The sequence below is a fragment of the Cupriavidus sp. FW305-26 genome, assembly GCF_058787975.1.
The window spans coordinates 16,983-33,496 of the sequence record NZ_JBYTAH010000046.1 but is presented as its reverse complement, the minus strand read 5'-3'; the positions used below and the strand labels follow the sequence as shown (position 1 = coordinate 33,496).

15 protein-coding genes are annotated in these 16,514 nt (G+C 67.2%); 8 read left to right on the top strand and 7 right to left on the bottom strand.

The annotated features are described in order from the left end of the window. Positions 1 to 103: 103 nt before the first annotated feature. Positions 104 to 1,030 (bottom strand): MBL fold metallo-hydrolase, encoded by a 927-nt coding sequence (locus AC3WQZ_RS22970; RefSeq protein ID WP_010810429.1) that lies wholly within the window; start codon positions 1,028 to 1,030, stop codon positions 104 to 106. Between the two features lie 52 nt (positions 1,031 to 1,082). Here AC3WQZ_RS22970 and AC3WQZ_RS22965 point away from each other — a divergent pair, with 52 nt between their 5' ends. From AC3WQZ_RS22965 to AC3WQZ_RS22955, 3 genes are all read left to right on the top strand, one after another. Further along, complete coding sequence (locus AC3WQZ_RS22965) at positions 1,083 to 1,295, top strand: hypothetical protein (protein ID WP_143010754.1); 213 nt, start codon at positions 1,083 to 1,085, stop codon at positions 1,293 to 1,295. A gap of 62 nt (positions 1,296 to 1,357) precedes the next feature. Then, positions 1,358 to 2,332, top strand: a complete 975-nt coding sequence (locus AC3WQZ_RS22960) for a Bug family tripartite tricarboxylate transporter substrate binding protein (RefSeq protein ID WP_010810430.1) — start codon at positions 1,358 to 1,360, stop codon at positions 2,330 to 2,332. A gap of 29 nt (positions 2,333 to 2,361) precedes the next feature. Beyond that, the gene (locus tag AC3WQZ_RS22955; protein ID WP_052181703.1) at positions 2,362 to 3,813 is read left to right on the top strand and encodes an N-acyl-D-amino-acid deacylase family protein; all 1,452 of its coding nucleotides are present in this window, start codon (positions 2,362 to 2,364) and stop codon (positions 3,811 to 3,813) included. Positions 3,814 to 3,826: 13 nt separating this feature from the next. On the opposite strand, the gene AC3WQZ_RS22950 is transcribed toward AC3WQZ_RS22955, so the two are convergent. Beyond that, positions 3,827 to 4,735, bottom strand: a complete 909-nt coding sequence (locus AC3WQZ_RS22950; protein ID WP_010810432.1) for a LysR substrate-binding domain-containing protein — start codon at positions 4,733 to 4,735, stop codon at positions 3,827 to 3,829. A gap of 192 nt (positions 4,736 to 4,927) precedes the next feature. Here AC3WQZ_RS22950 and AC3WQZ_RS22945 point away from each other — a divergent pair, with 192 nt between their 5' ends. Together AC3WQZ_RS22945 and AC3WQZ_RS22940 are read left to right on the top strand one after the other, a co-directional pair. After that, positions 4,928 to 6,394, top strand: coding sequence for an amidase (locus AC3WQZ_RS22945; RefSeq protein ID WP_231881490.1), 1,467 nt, complete (start codon positions 4,928 to 4,930; stop codon positions 6,392 to 6,394). Positions 6,395 to 6,460: 66 nt separating this feature from the next. Then, the gene (locus AC3WQZ_RS22940; protein WP_011616661.1) at positions 6,461 to 7,396 is read left to right on the top strand and encodes a LysR family transcriptional regulator; all 936 of its coding nucleotides are present in this window, start codon (positions 6,461 to 6,463) and stop codon (positions 7,394 to 7,396) included. A gap of 31 nt (positions 7,397 to 7,427) precedes the next feature. On the opposite strand, the gene AC3WQZ_RS22935 is transcribed toward AC3WQZ_RS22940, so the two are convergent. After that, on the bottom strand, positions 7,428 to 8,399 hold the full coding sequence (locus AC3WQZ_RS22935) for an aliphatic sulfonate ABC transporter substrate-binding protein (RefSeq protein ID WP_010810435.1): 972 nt from the start codon (positions 8,397 to 8,399) through the stop codon (positions 7,428 to 7,430). 154 nt (positions 8,400 to 8,553) lie between these two features. Between AC3WQZ_RS22935 and AC3WQZ_RS22930 the strand changes: the two genes are divergently transcribed. After that, on the top strand, positions 8,554 to 8,919 hold the full coding sequence (locus tag AC3WQZ_RS22930; protein ID WP_439669701.1) for a glyoxalase superfamily protein: 366 nt from the start codon (positions 8,554 to 8,556) through the stop codon (positions 8,917 to 8,919). Positions 8,920 to 8,959: 40 nt separating this feature from the next. On the opposite strand, the gene AC3WQZ_RS22925 is transcribed toward AC3WQZ_RS22930, so the two are convergent. The 4 genes from AC3WQZ_RS22925 to AC3WQZ_RS22910 all read right to left on the bottom strand — a co-directional run bounded on the left by AC3WQZ_RS22925 (position 8,960) and on the right by AC3WQZ_RS22910 (position 13,855). Further along, complete coding sequence (locus tag AC3WQZ_RS22925; RefSeq protein ID WP_492301333.1) at positions 8,960 to 10,336, bottom strand: DUF1214 domain-containing protein; 1,377 nt, start codon at positions 10,334 to 10,336, stop codon at positions 8,960 to 8,962. A gap of 178 nt (positions 10,337 to 10,514) precedes the next feature. Then, positions 10,515 to 12,311, bottom strand: a complete 1,797-nt coding sequence (locus AC3WQZ_RS22920; protein WP_492301331.1) for an ATP-binding response regulator — start codon at positions 12,309 to 12,311, stop codon at positions 10,515 to 10,517. Next, positions 12,308 to 12,997 carry a response regulator transcription factor gene (locus tag AC3WQZ_RS22915; RefSeq protein ID WP_011616657.1) on the bottom strand — a complete coding sequence of 230 codons (690 nt, stop codon included), beginning with the start codon at positions 12,995 to 12,997 and terminating at the stop codon, positions 12,308 to 12,310. Before AC3WQZ_RS22915 ends, AC3WQZ_RS22920 begins: the two co-directional genes overlap by 4 nt. 249 nt (positions 12,998 to 13,246) lie before the next feature. Continuing rightward, the gene (locus tag AC3WQZ_RS22910; protein WP_037025592.1) at positions 13,247 to 13,855 is read right to left on the bottom strand and encodes a glutathione S-transferase family protein; all 609 of its coding nucleotides are present in this window, start codon (positions 13,853 to 13,855) and stop codon (positions 13,247 to 13,249) included. A gap of 116 nt (positions 13,856 to 13,971) precedes the next feature. Between AC3WQZ_RS22910 and AC3WQZ_RS22905 the strand changes: the two genes are divergently transcribed. Together AC3WQZ_RS22905 and AC3WQZ_RS22900 are read left to right on the top strand one after the other, a co-directional pair. Beyond that, positions 13,972 to 14,712, top strand: coding sequence for a DUF3348 domain-containing protein (locus AC3WQZ_RS22905; protein ID WP_058698512.1), 741 nt, complete (start codon positions 13,972 to 13,974; stop codon positions 14,710 to 14,712). 10 nt (positions 14,713 to 14,722) lie between these two features. Then, a partial coding sequence (locus AC3WQZ_RS22900; protein WP_492301329.1) for a DUF802 domain-containing protein occupies positions 14,723 to 16,514 on the top strand: 1,792 nt, incomplete at its 3' end.

Genomic DNA, 16,514 nt, shown 5'->3' with positions numbered 1-16,514 from the left:
GCGGAGTCCGTCGTGCCTCGGCGTGGCGGGCTCTTGCATGCAGCATGCAGGATCAAGGCGCAGTCGCATCGACTTGCCAGGTACAGCCATCGCATTGACAGCCTCACCGCCCCATGCTGTATTCGGCCGGCACCCACGCGAACCCCTTGCCCTCGCGCCGCACGTGGCCGATACCCGGGAAGGAGATATGCGCCGCGCCCACCCAATAGCCCTTGGCCGCTGCATCCGCCATGGCGCGCTTGCGCATCTTCACCGCGGCCGTGGAATCCACGTCGAAATCGATGGCTACGCCGGGCTCGGGGAACTGCAGGTGCTGCGCATGGATGGTGTCGCCCCACAGTTGCAGCCGCTGTCCTTCGCTACTGATCTCATAGAACGTGTGGCCCGGCGTATGGCCCGGCATGCGCAGCGGACGGATGCCGGGAAACAGCTCATGCTCGTCGTCGAAGCTGCGGACCTTGTCGGCTTTCAGATAGGGTGCGAACACTGCCTCCGCCTGCGCGAAGTTGTGCCGCTGGCCCGATGCCGCCCTGGCGGCGTTGGCCGGATTCAGCCAGAACTCAGCGTCGCGGCGGTCGACGTAGACCACGGCATTCGGGAATATGGCCTTGCCATCGACGGCAAGCCCGCCGGAGTGATCCACGTGGATGTGGGTCAGCAGCACCGCATCGATCTGCTCCGGCTGGTAGCCGGCCGCACGGATGTTGTCCGGCAGCTTGCCGCCCACGCCCGGGCCAAACAGGCTGCCCGCGCCCGCATCGACCAGCACCAGGTGCTGGCCGGTGTTGACCAGGAACGCATTGACAGAGGTCTCGGGCTGAGTGGACTGGTAGTTGCGCGCCTGCACCGACGCAATGTGCTCATGCGACGCATGCTTGAGCAGCTTGCTGATCGGCACGTTGACAGTGCCGTCCGACAGCGCCGTGATCTCGAACTTGCCGAGCTTCATGCGGTAGTAGCCGGGCGCCTGCGTGCCGACCTGGGGTGCGCCGGCATGTGCCGGGATGGCTACCACTGACCAGAGCAGCATACCGACCAGAAGTGCGCGGTGCCACAGGGGGGGCTTAGCCGGGAAATGAGGTGTGTTCATTGTGTTTGCCTGGAAAATGACCGCGAGCGAAAGGGATGCCCGCGTGTTGTGCAGGATTCTGGCGGCCGCGGCGGCATCGCACAAATCGATTGGAATGATTGCCGGTATCGCTGCAGGCGATACCGCAGCGGAGGCCGCGCGAGCCCTGTGGCGCTCGCGTCATTCATTCCGCCACGGAAACTATCGCATCAAAAAACTTCACTAGGCCCGCACGGGGCCGTCGCCGATACTCGTCCACAGTTACACCACGACGACGAGGGAGTCAGCATGAGGAAGTCAGCAGTTCAAGTCCTGGCCGCGGGGATCTTCGGCGCGCTGCCATGGGCACCGGCGGCCGTGCAAGCGGCGTGGCCGGAGAAGCCGGTGCGCCTGATCGTGCCGACCGCGCCGGGCGGCGCGCCGGACATCGTCGCGCGCCTGTTCGGCGATGCGCTGTCCAGGCGCCTCGGCCAGGCCGTAATCGTCGAGAACCGGCCGGGCGCGGGCGGAAATATCGGCATGCAGGCGCTGCTGGCCGCGCCGTCGGACGGCTATACGATCGGCTACGGCAACAATGCCACGCTGTCGACCAATCGCTTCCTTTACAGCAAGCTCCCCTACGATCCGGACAAGCTGGTGCCCATCGTCGGCCTGGTCACGACCTTCAACATCCTCGCCGTCAATCCGTCGCTACCGGTCAAGTCCACCGGGGAACTGGTGGCATACTCCCGCGCCAATCCGGGCAAGCTCTCCATGGGCTCGGCGGGCAACGGCACCACCAGCCACCTGGGCGGCGAGCTGTTCAAGGTCATGGCCAATCTCAGCATCACACACGTGCCCTACAAGGGCAGCACGCCGGCGCTGCAGGACCTGGTCGGCAACAACGTGCAGTTGATGTTCGACAATGTGCCTTCGATCGGACCGTACGTGACGTCCAACCGCGTACGCGCGCTGGCGGTGACCTCAAGCAAGCGCTCGCCGCACTTCCCGGATTTGCCCACCATGGCGGAGGCCGGCCTCAAGGGCTATGAACTGACGGCATGGGCGGGCCTGGTTGCCGCGCCGGGCACTCCCACCGAGGTGATTGAGCGGATCAACCGGGAAATCAACGCGATCATCAATGACCCGGCATTCCGTGCCCAACTGGACAAGCTCTCATTCGATCCGCTGGGCGGCACCGCGCGCGACTTCCAGGCGCTGATCGCGAGCGAGACCGTCAAGTTCGGCGAGCTGGTGCGCAAGAGCGGCGCCAGGGTCGATTGAGAGAGAACACCATGCAAACGCACCAAGACCTGCACTTCAAACTGATCATCCGCAATGGCGACGTCATCGACGGCACCGGCGCGCCGCGCCGCACGGCCGACGTCGGCGTGGCGGATGGCGAGATCGTCGCCATCGGCAACCTCGCGGCAGCGCGGGCAGATGCCGAAGTCGATGCCACCGGCCTGATCGTAGCGCCTGGGTTCATCGACACGCACACGCACGACGACTGGATGGTGTTCCAGTCCCCCGACATGCTGCCGAAGGTCACGCAGGGCGTGACCACCATCATCGCGGGCAACTGCGGCATCAGCCTGTTCCCGCTGGTCACCGACAGCATTCCGCCGGCTCCGCTCGACATCATGCGTGGCGGCTACCGCTTCGATTCTGTGCGCGCCTACCGGGAAGCGTTTGCGGTGCGGCCGGCGGCTGTGAATGTCGCGGTGCTGGTGGGGCAGTCCACGCTGCGCGCCAGGCGCATGGGACAGCTCGGCCTGCCCGCCAGCGATGCCGAGATCGAGAGCATGCGCCAGGATGTGGAGAACGCCCTGCGCCAAGGCGCGATCGGAGTGTCCACCGGCACCTTCTATCCGCCTTCGGCCGCGGCACCCGAGGATGAAATCGTGCGCATGTGCGAGCCGATGAAGCGGCTCGGCGGTGTGCTGGTGTCGCATATGCGCGATGAGAGCGACAACATCAGCGAGTCGATCGACGAGACCGCGCGCATTGGCAAGGCGCTGGGCGTATCGACCGTCATCTCGCACCACAAGCTGGTAGGCAAGCAGAACCATGGCCGCAGCCGCCATACCCTGGCCCAGGTGCGCAACCTGGCCGAAACCATGCCGCTGTGCCTGGACTGCTATCCGTATGCGGCGTCATCGACCATGCTGCGGCCCGAACGGGTGCATCAGTGCGACCGCATCCTGATCACATGGTCGGCCCCGCACCCTGAGGCCGCGGGGCGCTACCTGGAGGACCTGGCGCAGGAGTGGGGGCAGACGCGCCATGAGGTTGCAAGGCAGCTGGTACCAGGCGGCGCGGTTTACTTCATCATGGACGAGACGGACGTCCGCGACATCCTGACCTATCCGGACACGATGGTCGGCTCAGACGGCATTCCCTCCGACGAAACCCCACACCCGCGGCTGTGGGGCACGTTCCCGCGCGTGCTGGGGCTGTACTCGCGCGACCTGGGCCTGTTCCCGCTGGAACGCGCGGTCCACAAGATGACCGGACTGCCGGCGCAGCGCTTTGGACTGGAGCGGCGTGGAGAACTCAGGCCGGGCCATGTCGCCGACATCACCGTCTTCGATCCGGCAACGATCCAGGACCGCGCCACCTTCGACGACCCGCAGCAGCCGTCAGTGGGCGTGCGGCATGTGTTCGTCGCCGGTGAGGCCACCCTGCGCGACGGCCTGCCGGCCAGCACCCGTCCCGGGCGCTTCGTCACTTCCACCCTGGTGAAGGCGGACCAGGCCGGCTGAGGACGCGCTTCACCTAGCGCCCGCTTGCATCGGCGCTTTGCTCAAGCAGCCACGCGATGAAGGTCTGCATCGCCGGGCTGTCGCGCTTGTCCTCCGGACAGATGAAGTAGTAGGCCTTGGGTGAGACATAGGGCTCGTCGGACAGGCGCAGCAGCCGGCCGGCCTTGATGTCTTCACCCGCCACATAATCGGGCAGCAGGGCCACGCCCATGCCGCTGACGGCGGCCTGCAGACCCATGGTCAGCAGACCATAGCGTGAGCCGTCGTCGGGATGCGGCAGCTTGATCCCGGCCTGCCGGAGATAGGCGGGCCAGGCCTCCAGCGCGGCGATCTGGTGCAGCAGCGGCAAGCGCTTCACGGCCTTGGCCAGCGTTCCGCCGCCAGGCAGCAACTCAGGCGCGCACATCGGATAGAGCACCAGCGGCATGACCTTCAGGCTGAAATGGCGTGGCGGCGGCCCCGCGCAATACATGATCGCCGCATCGAGCCCGGTGCTTTCCAGGTCGACCGGCCCCACCTTGGTCGTGACGTTTAGCTGGATCTGCGGCTGCGCCTTGACGAACCTGAGAATGCGCGGCAACAGCCAGATATTGCCCAGCGAAACCGGCACCGACAGGTTCAGCCGCCCGCCCGCGGCGCGGCCGGACTGCACCTCCATGGTCGCTTCCTCCAGCAGCGCCAGCGCCTTGCGCACGTTCCTGAGGTAATCCTCGCCCGCGGGTGTCGCCGCCACCGCGCCTTTGCGCCGGTTCAGCATGCGCGCGCCGAGGAACGATTCCAGCTCGGTGATCTGCTTGCTGACCGCGCTCTGCGTCAGGCAGAGTTCCTCGGCCGCCCCGGTGACGCTGCCCGTGCGGGCCGTGGTCTCGAATGCGATCAGGTTCGCCAGCGCAGGCAGGTGGCGGCCGTTTGTACTTTTCATGGCGGTAGGGCGTGACGGGAAGCCGACTTCGGTTTGAGGGGCCGTTCGCGTGCTGGCATTGTCATCCATTCATTCCCTGAAGGAAAGAAGCATGGACAAAACTTCCATTGCCTGCCGGCACGGCTGCACCAATACTGGCGTCATGCCGCCTGATTGCCGATGACTCCGATGCCTGCTGCCGCCCCTCGCCTTGTGCCTGATCGTTTCGACCTTCTCGAGGCCTCCATCGGGGAACTCGCCGCCGCCATGCACGCCGGCCGGATCAGCGCAGCGGGTCTGGTGGACTACTACCTCGCGCGTATCGCCGCCTTCGACAAGGACGGGCCGCGCATCAATGCGATCAGTTGCATCAATCCCGCTGCCATGCACGAGGCGCGAGTCCTGGACGACGAACTGCGCACGCACGGCCCGCGCGGGCCTCTGCACGGCATACCGATGGTGGTCAAGGACAATATCGATACTGTCGGCATGCCGACCACTGCCGGCTGCGCGGCACTGCGGCAGGCCTACCCGCGCGCCGACGCGGCCTGCGTGGCGCGCCTGCGCGCGGCCGGTGCCATCGTACTGGCCAAGACCAACATGTCGGAACTGGCCGCCTCTAACGGGCGCTTCGGGTACAGCTCTGCCAACGGCCTGACGTTGAACCCCTATCGCTTATCCCGCAACGCCAGCGGTTCCAGCAGCGGCACCGGTGCGGCAGTGGCGGCCAATTTCGCGGCGTTCGGGCTGGGGACCGATTCGTTCGGCTCCGTGCGCGGTCCGGCATGCGTGCATGCGCTGGCCGGTATCCGGCCTACGCATGACCTGGTGGAGTCGGCCGGCGTACTGCCGCTGGCCACATCGTTCGATATCGTCGGGCCCTTGGCCCGTAACGCCGACGATGCGGCCATGGTCCTGGATGCACTGGTGCCGGGCTCAGGCGTTATCGCACAGCCGGCGTCGCTGGCTGGCCGCAGGCTGGGCATCGTGACCGACTTCGCCGGAGGCAGCGACGAGGTCGACGCACTCTTTGCAACCGCAACGGAGGCGATGCGGGCGGCGGGCGCCGTGACGATACCCGTGCGTCTGCCGGCATTGGCGCTCACGCTCTACGCCGACCTGCTGGACGCTATCGTACAAGCGGAATGGGTGCGTGGGCTCGATGCCTACCTGGGACAGTTGCCTGGCGGTGCTCCGGCCAGCACGGCCGCACTGCTGGCGCACATCACCACCACGGACCTCTCCACGGATGCGCACCAAATGAACCCGCTTACGCTTGCCGCGCTGCGGCATGCGTTCGAGATGCGAGACACGCTGCCCCAGGCCAATGTTGCAGCGGCACGCCGCTTCGGCGCCATGCTCGACGACATCCTGCGCGGGCGTGGCCTGGAGGCCCTGGTATTTCCCACGCTGGCCTGCCCGGCCTCGCCGCGCTTTGACATGGCGGACGCCACTTACCATTGCCGGGCGCAGCAGCCGCTGGCGGCAATGCATATGGCAAGCGCCAGCGGCTTTCCGGAGGTCAGCGTACCCATGGGATTCACGTCGGCTGACATCCCAGCCGGGGTGTCGTGGCTTGGACGTCCACGCAGCGATGCCGTGCTGCTGGCCATTGCGTCGGCCTTCGAGCGCGCGACCGGGCACCGCCGCCCACCCGTCAGCACGCCGGCCCTGGCATGACGACGGCCGGCTTGCCGCGGATTGCACGCGATGTTCCAATGCCCTATCTGCGGGGGGGGTAGCAAGATGAGCATTAAGGAAGGCCATTTTCGCGGCGTCGACCTGAACCTGATGGTAACGCTGACCGTGCTGCTGCGCGAGCGCAGCGTCTCGCGCGCCGCGGCGCGCCTGCACCTGGGACAGCCAGCCGTCAGCGGTGCACTGGCACGGCTGCGGGAGATGTTCGACGACCCGTTGCTGGTACGCACCGCTCACGGCATGGAGCCGACCGAGCGCGCACTGGAACTCGAGCGGCGCCTGCTGCCGGCCCTCGGCGAGATCGAGGCCGCCCTGCTGCAGCGGCGCGACTTCGACCCGCTTACGTCGGACCGGACTTTCGTGGTCGGGATGCCGGACTGGGTGGAGCTATGGCTCGCGCCGCGCATTCTGCCGAGCCTCAGCACCTGCGCGCCGGGCGTGCGACTGGCCATCGTGCCGACGGACCCGTTCCGTGGCACCGAGATGCTCGAGCGCAATGAGATGGACCTCGGTATCGGGCCATTCGCCAAGGGCGCGGCATGGCGGCGCGAGCGCGCCTGGCAGACCATGGGCTTTCGCTGCGTCTATGGGGCCGCGCCGCTGGATGCTTGCCAGATCCTGTCGCTGCAAGACTATCTGCGGTTTCCGCATGTGCTGGTGTCATATCGCGGCGCTTTCGACAGCACCGCCGATACGTGGCTGGCCACCCAGGGCCAGGCGCGGGACGTGCGCTACAGCAGTGCGCGCTTCGCCAGCGTACCGGCCATCCTGAAGGGAACCGCTGCACTGGCAACGGTGCCGGCGGTGCTGGCGGACCAATGGTGCGCCACCGAAGGCCTGCGCCAGCTTCCCTGCCCCGTGCCGATGCCTGACTTCACGGTGACCGCAGTCTGGTCCGCGGCAAGGGACAATGATGCGGGCCTGATGTGGCTGGCAAATACGTTCGCCGGGCTTGCACAGGATGGCGTGCCCGCTGGCATATGACGCTTCCCTGACGGGCGATGCTCGGACCCGGTCAGGCCTTGCGCCAGACTGGCGAAGAAGAAATCGCTACCTTGCGCGGCAGGATCTGCTGCGCGGTGAAGGCATCGGCGATGCGCTGCTGCTCGGCCAGCGCGGCGGCGTCGACCGTGCGCACCGCATAGCTGCGCCGTGCGTTCGCGGCTTCCACGGTGGCCGCATCCAGGCCGATCAGTGGCGCATGCCAGCGCGCTGCCTCGGCCGGATTGCGCTTGACCCAGTCACCCGCGTCGCGCAACGCATCGAACACCACCTCGAGCACCTCGGCATGCGCGCGCGCGAACGGCGTCGCCGCCAGGTAGAAGCGCCGATAGCTGGCCAGCCCCTCGCCATCGCGCAGCAAGCGCGCATTGGCCTGGCGCTGCACCGCGGCCAGGAACGGGTCCCAGATCACCCATGCCGCCACGCTGCCGCGCTCGAACGCCGCGCGGGCGTCGGCCGGGCTCAGGTATGCCGGTTCGATATCGCGGATCGACAGACCCGCGCGCGCCAGCGCTTCCAGCACCAGGTAGTGCGCGCCTGCGCCCTTGGCAAATGCCACCCGCTGCCCCTTGAGCTGCGCCACCTCGCGGATCGGCGAGTCGCCACGCACGACAATGGCCTGTGCCTGCGGCGAAGGCGTCTCGCTGGCGTAGTAGGTCAGCGCGGCACCCGCGGCCAGCGCAAACGGCGGCACCGCATCGGCCACGTCGGCGCTCAGGTCGATATTGCCGAGGTTCAGCGCTTCAAGCAGCGGCAAGCCCGAGGTGAATTCGTACCACTGCACCGTCACCCCCTTGGGCGCCAGCGCCTTCTCCAGCGTCTGCCGCGACTTCAGCAGGATCATCAGCGTGGAGGATTTCTGGTAGCCGATGCGCAGCGCGGTCTGTCCTTGCCCCCAGCTGACGCCTGGCAGCACACTGGCGGCAGCTGCGGCGCCCGCTGCCGTCAGAAGCAGGCGGCGGCGTGAGTCGTGGGTCGGGTTCATAGCGGTGTTCCGGGATTTCATTGGAGCGCCAGCTTAGTCACGGGCCCGCACAAAGCCAACGAAGATTGTCGCGGATGCTTATGCGCCGCGCGCGCGGATCACCGCGGGCCGGCGCTATCATCTGCCATTCCTGCGCAACTACCGAACGAAAACCATGAACCTGTCTGCCGGCATCCCCATCCTCCGGATCTTCTCGGTCGACAAGGCCAAGGAGTTCTACCTCGACTTCCTCGGCTTCACGCTCGACTGGGAGCATCGGTATGAAGAGGGATTTCCGCTGTACGCGCAGGTCAGGCGCAGCGGCCTGACGCTGCACCTGAGCGAGCATTATGGCGACGCCACGCCCGGATCGACGGTGTTCGTGACGGTGGAGGATGTCGATGCGCTGCAGCTGGAGCTGTCTGCCAAGGACTATCCGTACGCGAGGCCCGGTGTGGAGGATGTGGGCTGGGGACGGATGCTGCAGGTGGCCGATCCGTTCGGGAACCGGCTGCGGTTTTGCGAGGTGGCGGAGGATTAGGTCAGCACTGGCAGGCGCCTTCCTGCCAAGACTGGCCCGCTCAGTTGCGCTTGACCAGCGGCGCCGGGAACCACTCCCCGGACAGGACCGGCTGGTCCGCCCCATAGAGCCGGAACGTCAGGTGGTAGTTCTTTCCCTTGGGCGTGGGCAGCCAGTTGCCGTCAGGCGCGTCCTTCGGCCTGGCAGGCGCGAAGTACAGCGTCAGCGAACCGTCCTCGCCATAGCTCAGCCTGGACTGCTTGTTGATCAGGAACCGGTTCTTCGCATTCGGGATCACGCGGAAGTTTTTGGCATCCACCGCAATCACCGACCAGAAGTATTTGACGTGGCGCGCGGGCAGCTCGTCCTTCGGGAAGGTGATGGTGTAGGTATCGCCGCCGTCGAGCTTGGTGCCGGTCCCGTCTGCATCCGTCTTGAAATAGACGACCTCATCCGTGCTGTTGGCCCAGATCCCGCCCAGGTTGATGCGGGTGCGGGTCTGGAAGTCGCTGCCGTACTTGCCGATGGTAGCGGGCCGGTTCCAGCCGTTCCTGATGGTACCTGCGGTGGAGAACGACTGTAAGAACGCCGGCAGCGTCTTCTCGCGGATGACCTTGTCCACCCGCGCGCGTTCGGCGAGGCTGCTGGCCACCGCGGCACTCACCGCGCGCACCTTGGCCTGGATGGGCTCCATGCCCGGATTGATGTCCGGCTCGGAGCGAAGCGCAACGGCTGCCGAGTCAAAGGCTTCAACGCCGGGGAGCTTGTCATTGCTGAAGGCGGGCGTGGCAGGTACCGGGGCAATCGTCGCCGTGCCAGTGATCCGTGTCGTGATCCGATGCTGCAGGGCAATGGCCTGCTTCTTGTCTGCGCCGATTTCCACCCGGGCCAGCACCCGCGAGGTCTTGCCCGGCAGGTCGATGCGCCTGGCATTGGGCGAAAGTGCCGCAGTGGCACCCTTCAGGCACATCGCGAATTCGCCGCCTGGATGGTCCGGATAGTTGCGTTCGTTGATATTGGCGACGGTTTCGCCCCAGCCGTTCAGGAACTGAATGGTGTAGTAGCGCCCCTTGATGGCCGGCACGCTGAAGACCGTGCAGGTCTTTTCGTCGACCGCAATCCAGGCCTCGCTGTAGGCGACATCCAGATTGGGGTTGGCCCACGACACACCGCCGACGTCGCGATGAATGATCCGGTTCCACTGGAAACCTTCTTTCCGGAAGTCGATTTGCTGCTGGCGCAGGACAAGCAGCCGGCCCAGCAGGTAGATGTAGGCATCGTTGATGTCCTGTTCCGACACCGCGGCCGGCGCGGAGCCCGACGAGACAGCCGACGCGGCAGCCAACGCCGCAGCCGGCGGGTTACTGCATCCGGCCAGGCCCGCGAACATGGAAACGGCCAGCACCGAGGCACCGACGGCGCGGTTTGAGATAGACATGGGGCCCTCTCTTTCCAGTATCGCGATTTGCGGTCGCTAGACTGTCGCTGAGAGGTGGAAAAAAGTGAACTAAATAAATTCTTCAGGTGATCTGAATAAAGTCGATCCGGACACTTCTTTCGCCCCGGAGATGCCTGAGTGGGGCCACCGCCGCAAGCAGAACCACCGATCTATGCTGTCAGGCAGCACAAAGCCATTGGAACAACAAGGCATGCAGCTGCGACGGCTCCAGTGGCTTGTGCAGGACCAGGTAGCCTTCACGCTCGGCCTGCTGGAGCGCCTCGGAATCGAACTCGCCGCTGACCATGGCACCGCTTGCGTCCGGGCAGCGTTCGAACAGCGCCTTGAGCACCTCGAAGCCGCTCTCGCCGGAGCGCAGGCGCTGGTCGCACAGGATCGCCTGGGGCTGCAGGCCGGCATCGACCAGTGCCAGGGCTTCCTGCCCCGACGCCGCGCACGCCGCCTGCACGCCCCAGGCCTCCATCAGGCTGGTCCACGCGGCGGTCACCAGCGGGTCGTCCTCGACGACCAGGCAGACGCCCTGCAGCAGGGTGGACGCCGACAGGCCTTCGGGTTCGTAGACCGGCTCGGTCGCCGCCGGCGCCAGCGGCTTCGCTTCGGGAAAGCGCAGCCAGAACCTGGAGCCGCGGCGCTCCACCGAGTCCAGGCCGTAGGTGGCGCCCATCAGCGTGGCGCAGCGCGCCACCACGGCAAGGCCCAGCCCATGGCCCGCGCTGTCGATGCGCCACGCATGTTCGTTGCGATAGAACGGCGAGTAGACCCGCCCCTTCTCTTCGATCGCGATTCCCACGCCGGTGTCCCAGACCTCCAGCAGCCAGTGGCTGCCGCGCCGCCGCGCGGACACCAGCACCCCGCCGCGCTTGGTATAGCGCAGCGCGTTGTGCACCAGGTTGACCAGAGACTGGCGCAGCAGTGCGGGATCGGCCAGCACCGCGGCGGCGCCTGCGGGCAGGCGCACGCGCAGGTCCAGGCCGCGGCTGCGCGCCTCTTCCCGGAACAGCGACGCCACCTCTTCGACCAAGGGCGCAAATGCCACGGCGGTATTGCGCGGGCTGGCAATGCCGCCTTCGATCCGGGACAGATCGAGCAGTGAGTTGAACATCAGGTGCACCGAGCGCACGCTGCGCCGCAGGTCGTCCAGCGGCGGGATCAGGGCCGGGTCGCGGTTGCGCCGCGCAATGGCTTCGATCAGGAAGCCCATGGCATGCACGGGCTGGCGCAGGTCGTGGCTGGCGGTGGTGAGAAACAGGTTCTTGGCCTGCAGGGCTTTCTCGGCCTCTTCCTTGGCCAGCCGGTAGCGCTCGGCCAGGCGGATGCCGTCATCCTCCATCCGTACCTGCTGCCGGAAGAACTGGTTGGCGATCAGCGCGTGCCGGTAGATGGCCAGCGCATACAGCAGCGCCAGCGGCAGCACGAACGGCCAGTGCTCAGGGAAGCTGCGCGGGGTGTTGACGATCTGCAAAGTCCAGCAGGCAACGAAGAAGCGCTGGAATACACCGAGGATCGGCGTCTGGTGCGTGGCATTGGCCGCCACGATGGCGGCGATGCTGATATACAGCAGCAGCTTGAAGTCAAAGCCCCCCAAGCTGGCCGTCAGGACCGCGGCCAGCGACAGGCAGAAGCCGTGCACCAGCGCCACGCGCTGCACAAACGGCAGCCAGCGCCGGACCAGGGCGTCATCGTCTTCCCGCTCTTGCTTGTAGCGCCGGAAGCGCAATTGCATCCACACCGCCGCGGCGCCATACCCCAGTGTCCAGGCCAGCAGCGCGCCGCCGTCCAGCTTCTGGACATACAGCCAGATGACGAAAGGCATCCCCACGAACGGAATCGCATTGACGCTGAACACCAGGCGCCCGAACGTCATGTCCAGCAACCGCGCACGCGCGCGCGGGCTGATGCCGGCATCCGCATCCGGGCGCGACAAGCCCAGCAGCCGGGCGAGGGCCTTCTTCATGACTCCAGCCTGCGTCCGTGCAGCAGGGCGATAGCCTCGATCCGGTTGCGCACGCCGAGCTTGCCGAGGATCGCGGTGACATGCTCCTTGACGGTCTGCTCCGACACCGACAGGGTCATGGCGATGCGCTTGTTCGGCAGGCCGCGCAGCATCATGCCAAGCACCTCGGCCTGGCGCGCCGTCAGGCCCAGTTCGCTGGGCTCCAGCGGCAACTCGCGCCGCGCCGACGGCGGCCCCGCCTGCTGGAACCAGCGCCGGCCCTGGCGCAGCGACGCCACCGCAGTGGCGAACACCTCCGGAGGCTCGTTCTTCAGGATAAAGCCGTGCGCGCCGGCCTCGCGTGCCTTGATGCAAACGCGCGCATCGTCGTCGGCGCTCATCACCAGCAGCTTGCAGGCGGGCAGGCGCGCCGCGGCTTCGCGCAGCAACCCGACCGCGGTGCCGTCCGGCAGCCAGAAATCCACCACCAGCAGCGCCGGGCAGCCCTCCCGTTCCGTCAGCGCCGCGCATTCCCGCGCATCGGCTGCATGCAGGGCAGCGTCAAACCCGCAATGCGCCGCAAGGTAGCCGGCAATGCCGCGCGCCATCAACGGGTGGTCATCCACCACGATGGCATAGTTGCGGCACGCGCTGGCGTCGATGCTGGCGTCGTTGTTGTTCTCTGCGGCGCCTTGACTTCTTGTCATGAGTTCCCACCCCGGTTCGCGCGTATGGTCTTGTCGATTGGTCTCGTCGCCTGGTCAGGTGGATTGTATTACCTTGACTGCACATGGGCACGCCGGCGCCGGGGCAAGCCCCGGCGCCTGGCGCTTACAGGCCGAACAGGCTGCGCGTATCGCAGAGGAAGCCGGTGCAGCGCGTTCCACAGGGGGACTGATGTTGCATCGGAATGCCTGCGATTGGCACCCTACCGCGGTAGGCGCGCCAGCGGCCACCTATGCGCAGGGCAATGCCTCGAATGCGGGTAGCCGCTCAAGCGCCGCGGTCAGCGCAACCAGCGCCGGATGCCGCGCCGGATCGACCGCGCCCGGCATCATGAACTGCGCAAAGGTCCAGGTGACCGCGGCGGTCAGCTCGGCCTGGCCGGTTTCCGCCTCGCCAGCCGGGACCGGACGCGTGGCGAGTTCCGCCTCCAGCAGAGCAAAGGCGCTCTCGCGCTGGGCATCGACACGGTCCAGCCATGGCTGGTGCAGCTTGCCCGCCGGCCGCTGGCTGTGCTCATAGAAGTTCTGCACCACCTTCTCGCTCGCCGCCAGCGCCAGCCCGACGATGCGCAGCGCGGCCTGCCGTGACGCGGTTTGCGCCGGCATCAGGCTGCGGCCCGCCAGCGACTCGGCATAGTCGATGATAAGCGTCGAGTCCATCAGTACGACCCCGTTGTCGCAGACCAGCGAAGGCGCCTTGACCACCGGGTTGATGGCATGGAAGCGCTCGAATTCACGGAAGACGGACACCGACTCATGCGTGAACGGCAACCCGAGCAGGCGCAGCGAGATCGCCGTGCGGCGGACATAAGGGGAATCAAGCATGCCAACCAGTCTCATGGTTTCACTCCGTGGTGGGATGGGTCCGGGACGGATTCCCGCCAATCATCCACCACGCCAGCCGGCCACGCCACCGCCCGGGCGTGTAAACTGCTGGATTTTTCGAATCCGGCGCAATGTTACAAGTGCCCCGGCGCACAGGTTTCAGCGGCCCGACGCTCGTCCGCCTGCTGGCTCGCCTGACTGACGCCGATGCCCCTCCTCCTGCAAGCTCGCTCTCGAGCCAGCTGAGCCAATGGCTTGGCTGGGCGGATGCGATCGCGCTGTCATCGGCGCTGAAGGCCAATGCGCCGGCAACGCCGCCTGCCGCACGTGCTGCCGACAGCACTGAGGCACGCGAATGCGCGCGCGTGCGCGCCGCGCTGGCCGATGCCATCGTGGAAGACACCTCGCTTGCCGGCAAGCGGCGCGGGCCGGGCCGGCCGTCCGCGCTGCCCGACCCCGTGGACGCGCAGGTCGACTACGCGGTCTATCGCCAGCGCTACCTCACGCTGCAACAGACCATGGAGACCGCGATCGGCGACCTGCGCAGGCGCCTGCGCGGCGCGTTGTCCGGCCACGCACCCGGCATGGCCAAGCTGGCCATGGTCGATGCCGTGATGGAGCGCGTGCTGGGCGCGCGCGAACAGAGCCTGCTGGGCGCCGTGCCGACGATGCTGGAGCCGCACTTCCAGCGCCTGCGCCAGGCCGAAGCCGCGGCGCTGGCCGAAGCCCAGGCCGCGGGACAGCCCGCAACGGCCAGGCCCGGTGCATGGCTGGGGGTATTCCGCAAGGATATGCAGAGCGTATTGCTCGCCGAACTCGACATCCGCTGGCAGCCCCTTGAAGGCTTGCTGGCGGCGCTGCAGGACAGCTAACCAGAACATCATGACCCGATACCTTACCCATATTGTCGCTTTCCTGGCGGGCCTGGCCATCGTGTGCTGGATCGCCGCCGGCTATGCAGGCACGAACTTCCTGGCGCTGGCCGTGACGCTGCTGATCGGCGGCTGCTACCTGGCGGGGGCGTTGGAGCTGTACCGCTACCGCCAGGCCACCGCCACGCTGGCGCAGGCCGTCGCCGGATTGTCCGAAGCGCCGGCCAGCCTTGGCAACTGGCTGGAACGGCTGCATCCCAGCCTGCGCGACAGCGCCCGCCTGCGCGTGGAAGGCGAGCGCGTCGGCCTGCCCGGCCCCGCGCTGACACCCTACCTGGTCGGCCTGCTGGTGCTGCTGGGCATGCTGGGCACGTTCCTGGGCATGGTGGCGACCCTGCGCGGCACCGGCATCGCGCTGGAGACCGCCACCGACCTGCAGGCCATCCGCGCCTCGCTGGCCGCACCGGTCAAGGGCCTGGGCTTTGCGTTCGGCACCTCGGTCGCGGGCGTGGCCACGTCCGCGATGCTGGGGCTGTTGTCGGCATTGTGCCGGCGCGAGCGGATCCAGGCCGCGCAGGCGCTGGATGCCCGCATCGCCACCACGCTGCGTCCCTACTCGCGCGGCCACCAGCGTGATGAAGCGGTCCGGCTGCTGCAGCGCCAGGCCGACGTGATGCCGGCACTGGTCGAGCGCATGCAGGCCATGATGACCACGATGGCCGAACAGAACCAGGCCCTGACCGAGCGCCTGGCCGCCAGCCAGGACGCCTTCCACGGCAAGACCGAAGTGGTCTACACGCGCCTGGCGTCTTCGGTCGAGCAATCGCTGAAGGACAGCATCGCCGACAGCGCCCGTGCCGCAAGCGCAGCGATCCAGCCCGCGGTGGACGCGACCATGGCGGGCCTGGCACGCGAAACCTCGGCCTTGCGCGACAACGTGACCCAAGCCGTGCAACAGCACCTGGATGGGGTATCGAGCCGCTTCGAGAGCGCCACCGCGGGCGTTGCGGATACCTGGAACCAGGCGCTGGCCGGGCATCAACGCGCGAGCGAGGCACTGGCAGCGGACCTGCGCACATCCCTCGACGGCTTTGCCCAGACCTTTGAACAACGCTCGGCCGGGCTGCTGGACAATGTCGCCACCCGGCTCGACACGGCAGCCGCCAGCGCTGCCGACGCATGGCGCGAGGCGCTGGCGCGCCAGGAGCGCACCGGCGAGAAGCTCGCCGGCGACAACCGGCAGGCCCTGACGGCCGCCGCAGCCGCGTTCGGCGAGCATGCGGCGACACTGGTGCGCACCGTGGGCGAGTCGCATGCCGGGCTGCAGACGCAGCTGGCCGCGCACGACGCGCAGCGCCTGTCGGCCTGGACCGATACGCTCGGCACCATGACGACTGCCCTGCGCCAGGAGTGGGAACAGCTGAACGCGCATACGGTAAGCCGCCAGGACGAGATCAGCACTACGCTGGCGCAAAGCGTGCGCGACATCTCGGCCCAGACCCAGGCGCATGCCAGCCAGACCCTCGCGGAAATCGACCGCCTTGTGCAAGCCGCTTCGGACGCCCCGAAGGCGGCCGTTGCGCTGCAGGCGGAACTGGCATCGCGCGACGAACAGCGCTTTGCCACCTGGGCCGATACGCTCGACAGCATGACCGCAGCGCTGCGCCAGGAGTGGGAGCAACTGAACACCCACACGGTAAGCCGCCAGGACGAGATCAGTACAACGCTGGCGCAAAGCGTGCGCGACATCTCGGCCCAGACCCAGGCGCATGCCAGCCAGACCCTCGCGGAAATCGACCGCC

What these genes read in the sequence shown, in the direction of transcription:
- AC3WQZ_RS22920 (WP_492301331.1), bottom strand. Translation starts at nt 12,311, where the DNA reads ATGAAGAAGGCCCTCGCCCGGCTGCTGGGCTTGTCGCGCCCGGATGCG.
- AC3WQZ_RS22935 (WP_010810435.1), bottom strand. Translation starts at nt 8,399, where the DNA reads ATGAACCCGACCCACGACTCACGCCGCCGCCTGCTTCTGACGGCAGCG.
- AC3WQZ_RS22915 (WP_011616657.1), bottom strand. Translation starts at nt 12,997, where the DNA reads ATGACAAGAAGTCAAGGCGCCGCAGAGAACAACAACGACGCCAGCATC.
- AC3WQZ_RS22940 (WP_011616661.1), top strand. Translation starts at nt 6,461, where the DNA reads ATGAGCATTAAGGAAGGCCATTTTCGCGGCGTCGACCTGAACCTGATG.
- AC3WQZ_RS22970 (WP_010810429.1), bottom strand. Translation starts at nt 1,030, where the DNA reads ATGCTGCTCTGGTCAGTGGTAGCCATCCCGGCACATGCCGGCGCACCC.
- AC3WQZ_RS22910 (WP_037025592.1), bottom strand. Translation starts at nt 13,855, where the DNA reads ATGAGACTGGTTGGCATGCTTGATTCCCCTTATGTCCGCCGCACGGCG.
- AC3WQZ_RS22930 (WP_439669701.1), top strand. Translation starts at nt 8,554, where the DNA reads ATGAACCTGTCTGCCGGCATCCCCATCCTCCGGATCTTCTCGGTCGAC.
- AC3WQZ_RS22905 (WP_058698512.1), top strand. Translation starts at nt 13,972, where the DNA reads ATGTTACAAGTGCCCCGGCGCACAGGTTTCAGCGGCCCGACGCTCGTC.
- AC3WQZ_RS22960 (WP_010810430.1), top strand. Translation starts at nt 1,358, where the DNA reads ATGAGGAAGTCAGCAGTTCAAGTCCTGGCCGCGGGGATCTTCGGCGCG.
- AC3WQZ_RS22925 (WP_492301333.1), bottom strand. Translation starts at nt 10,336, where the DNA reads ATGTCTATCTCAAACCGCGCCGTCGGTGCCTCGGTGCTGGCCGTTTCC.
- AC3WQZ_RS22950 (WP_010810432.1), bottom strand. Translation starts at nt 4,735, where the DNA reads ATGAAAAGTACAAACGGCCGCCACCTGCCTGCGCTGGCGAACCTGATC.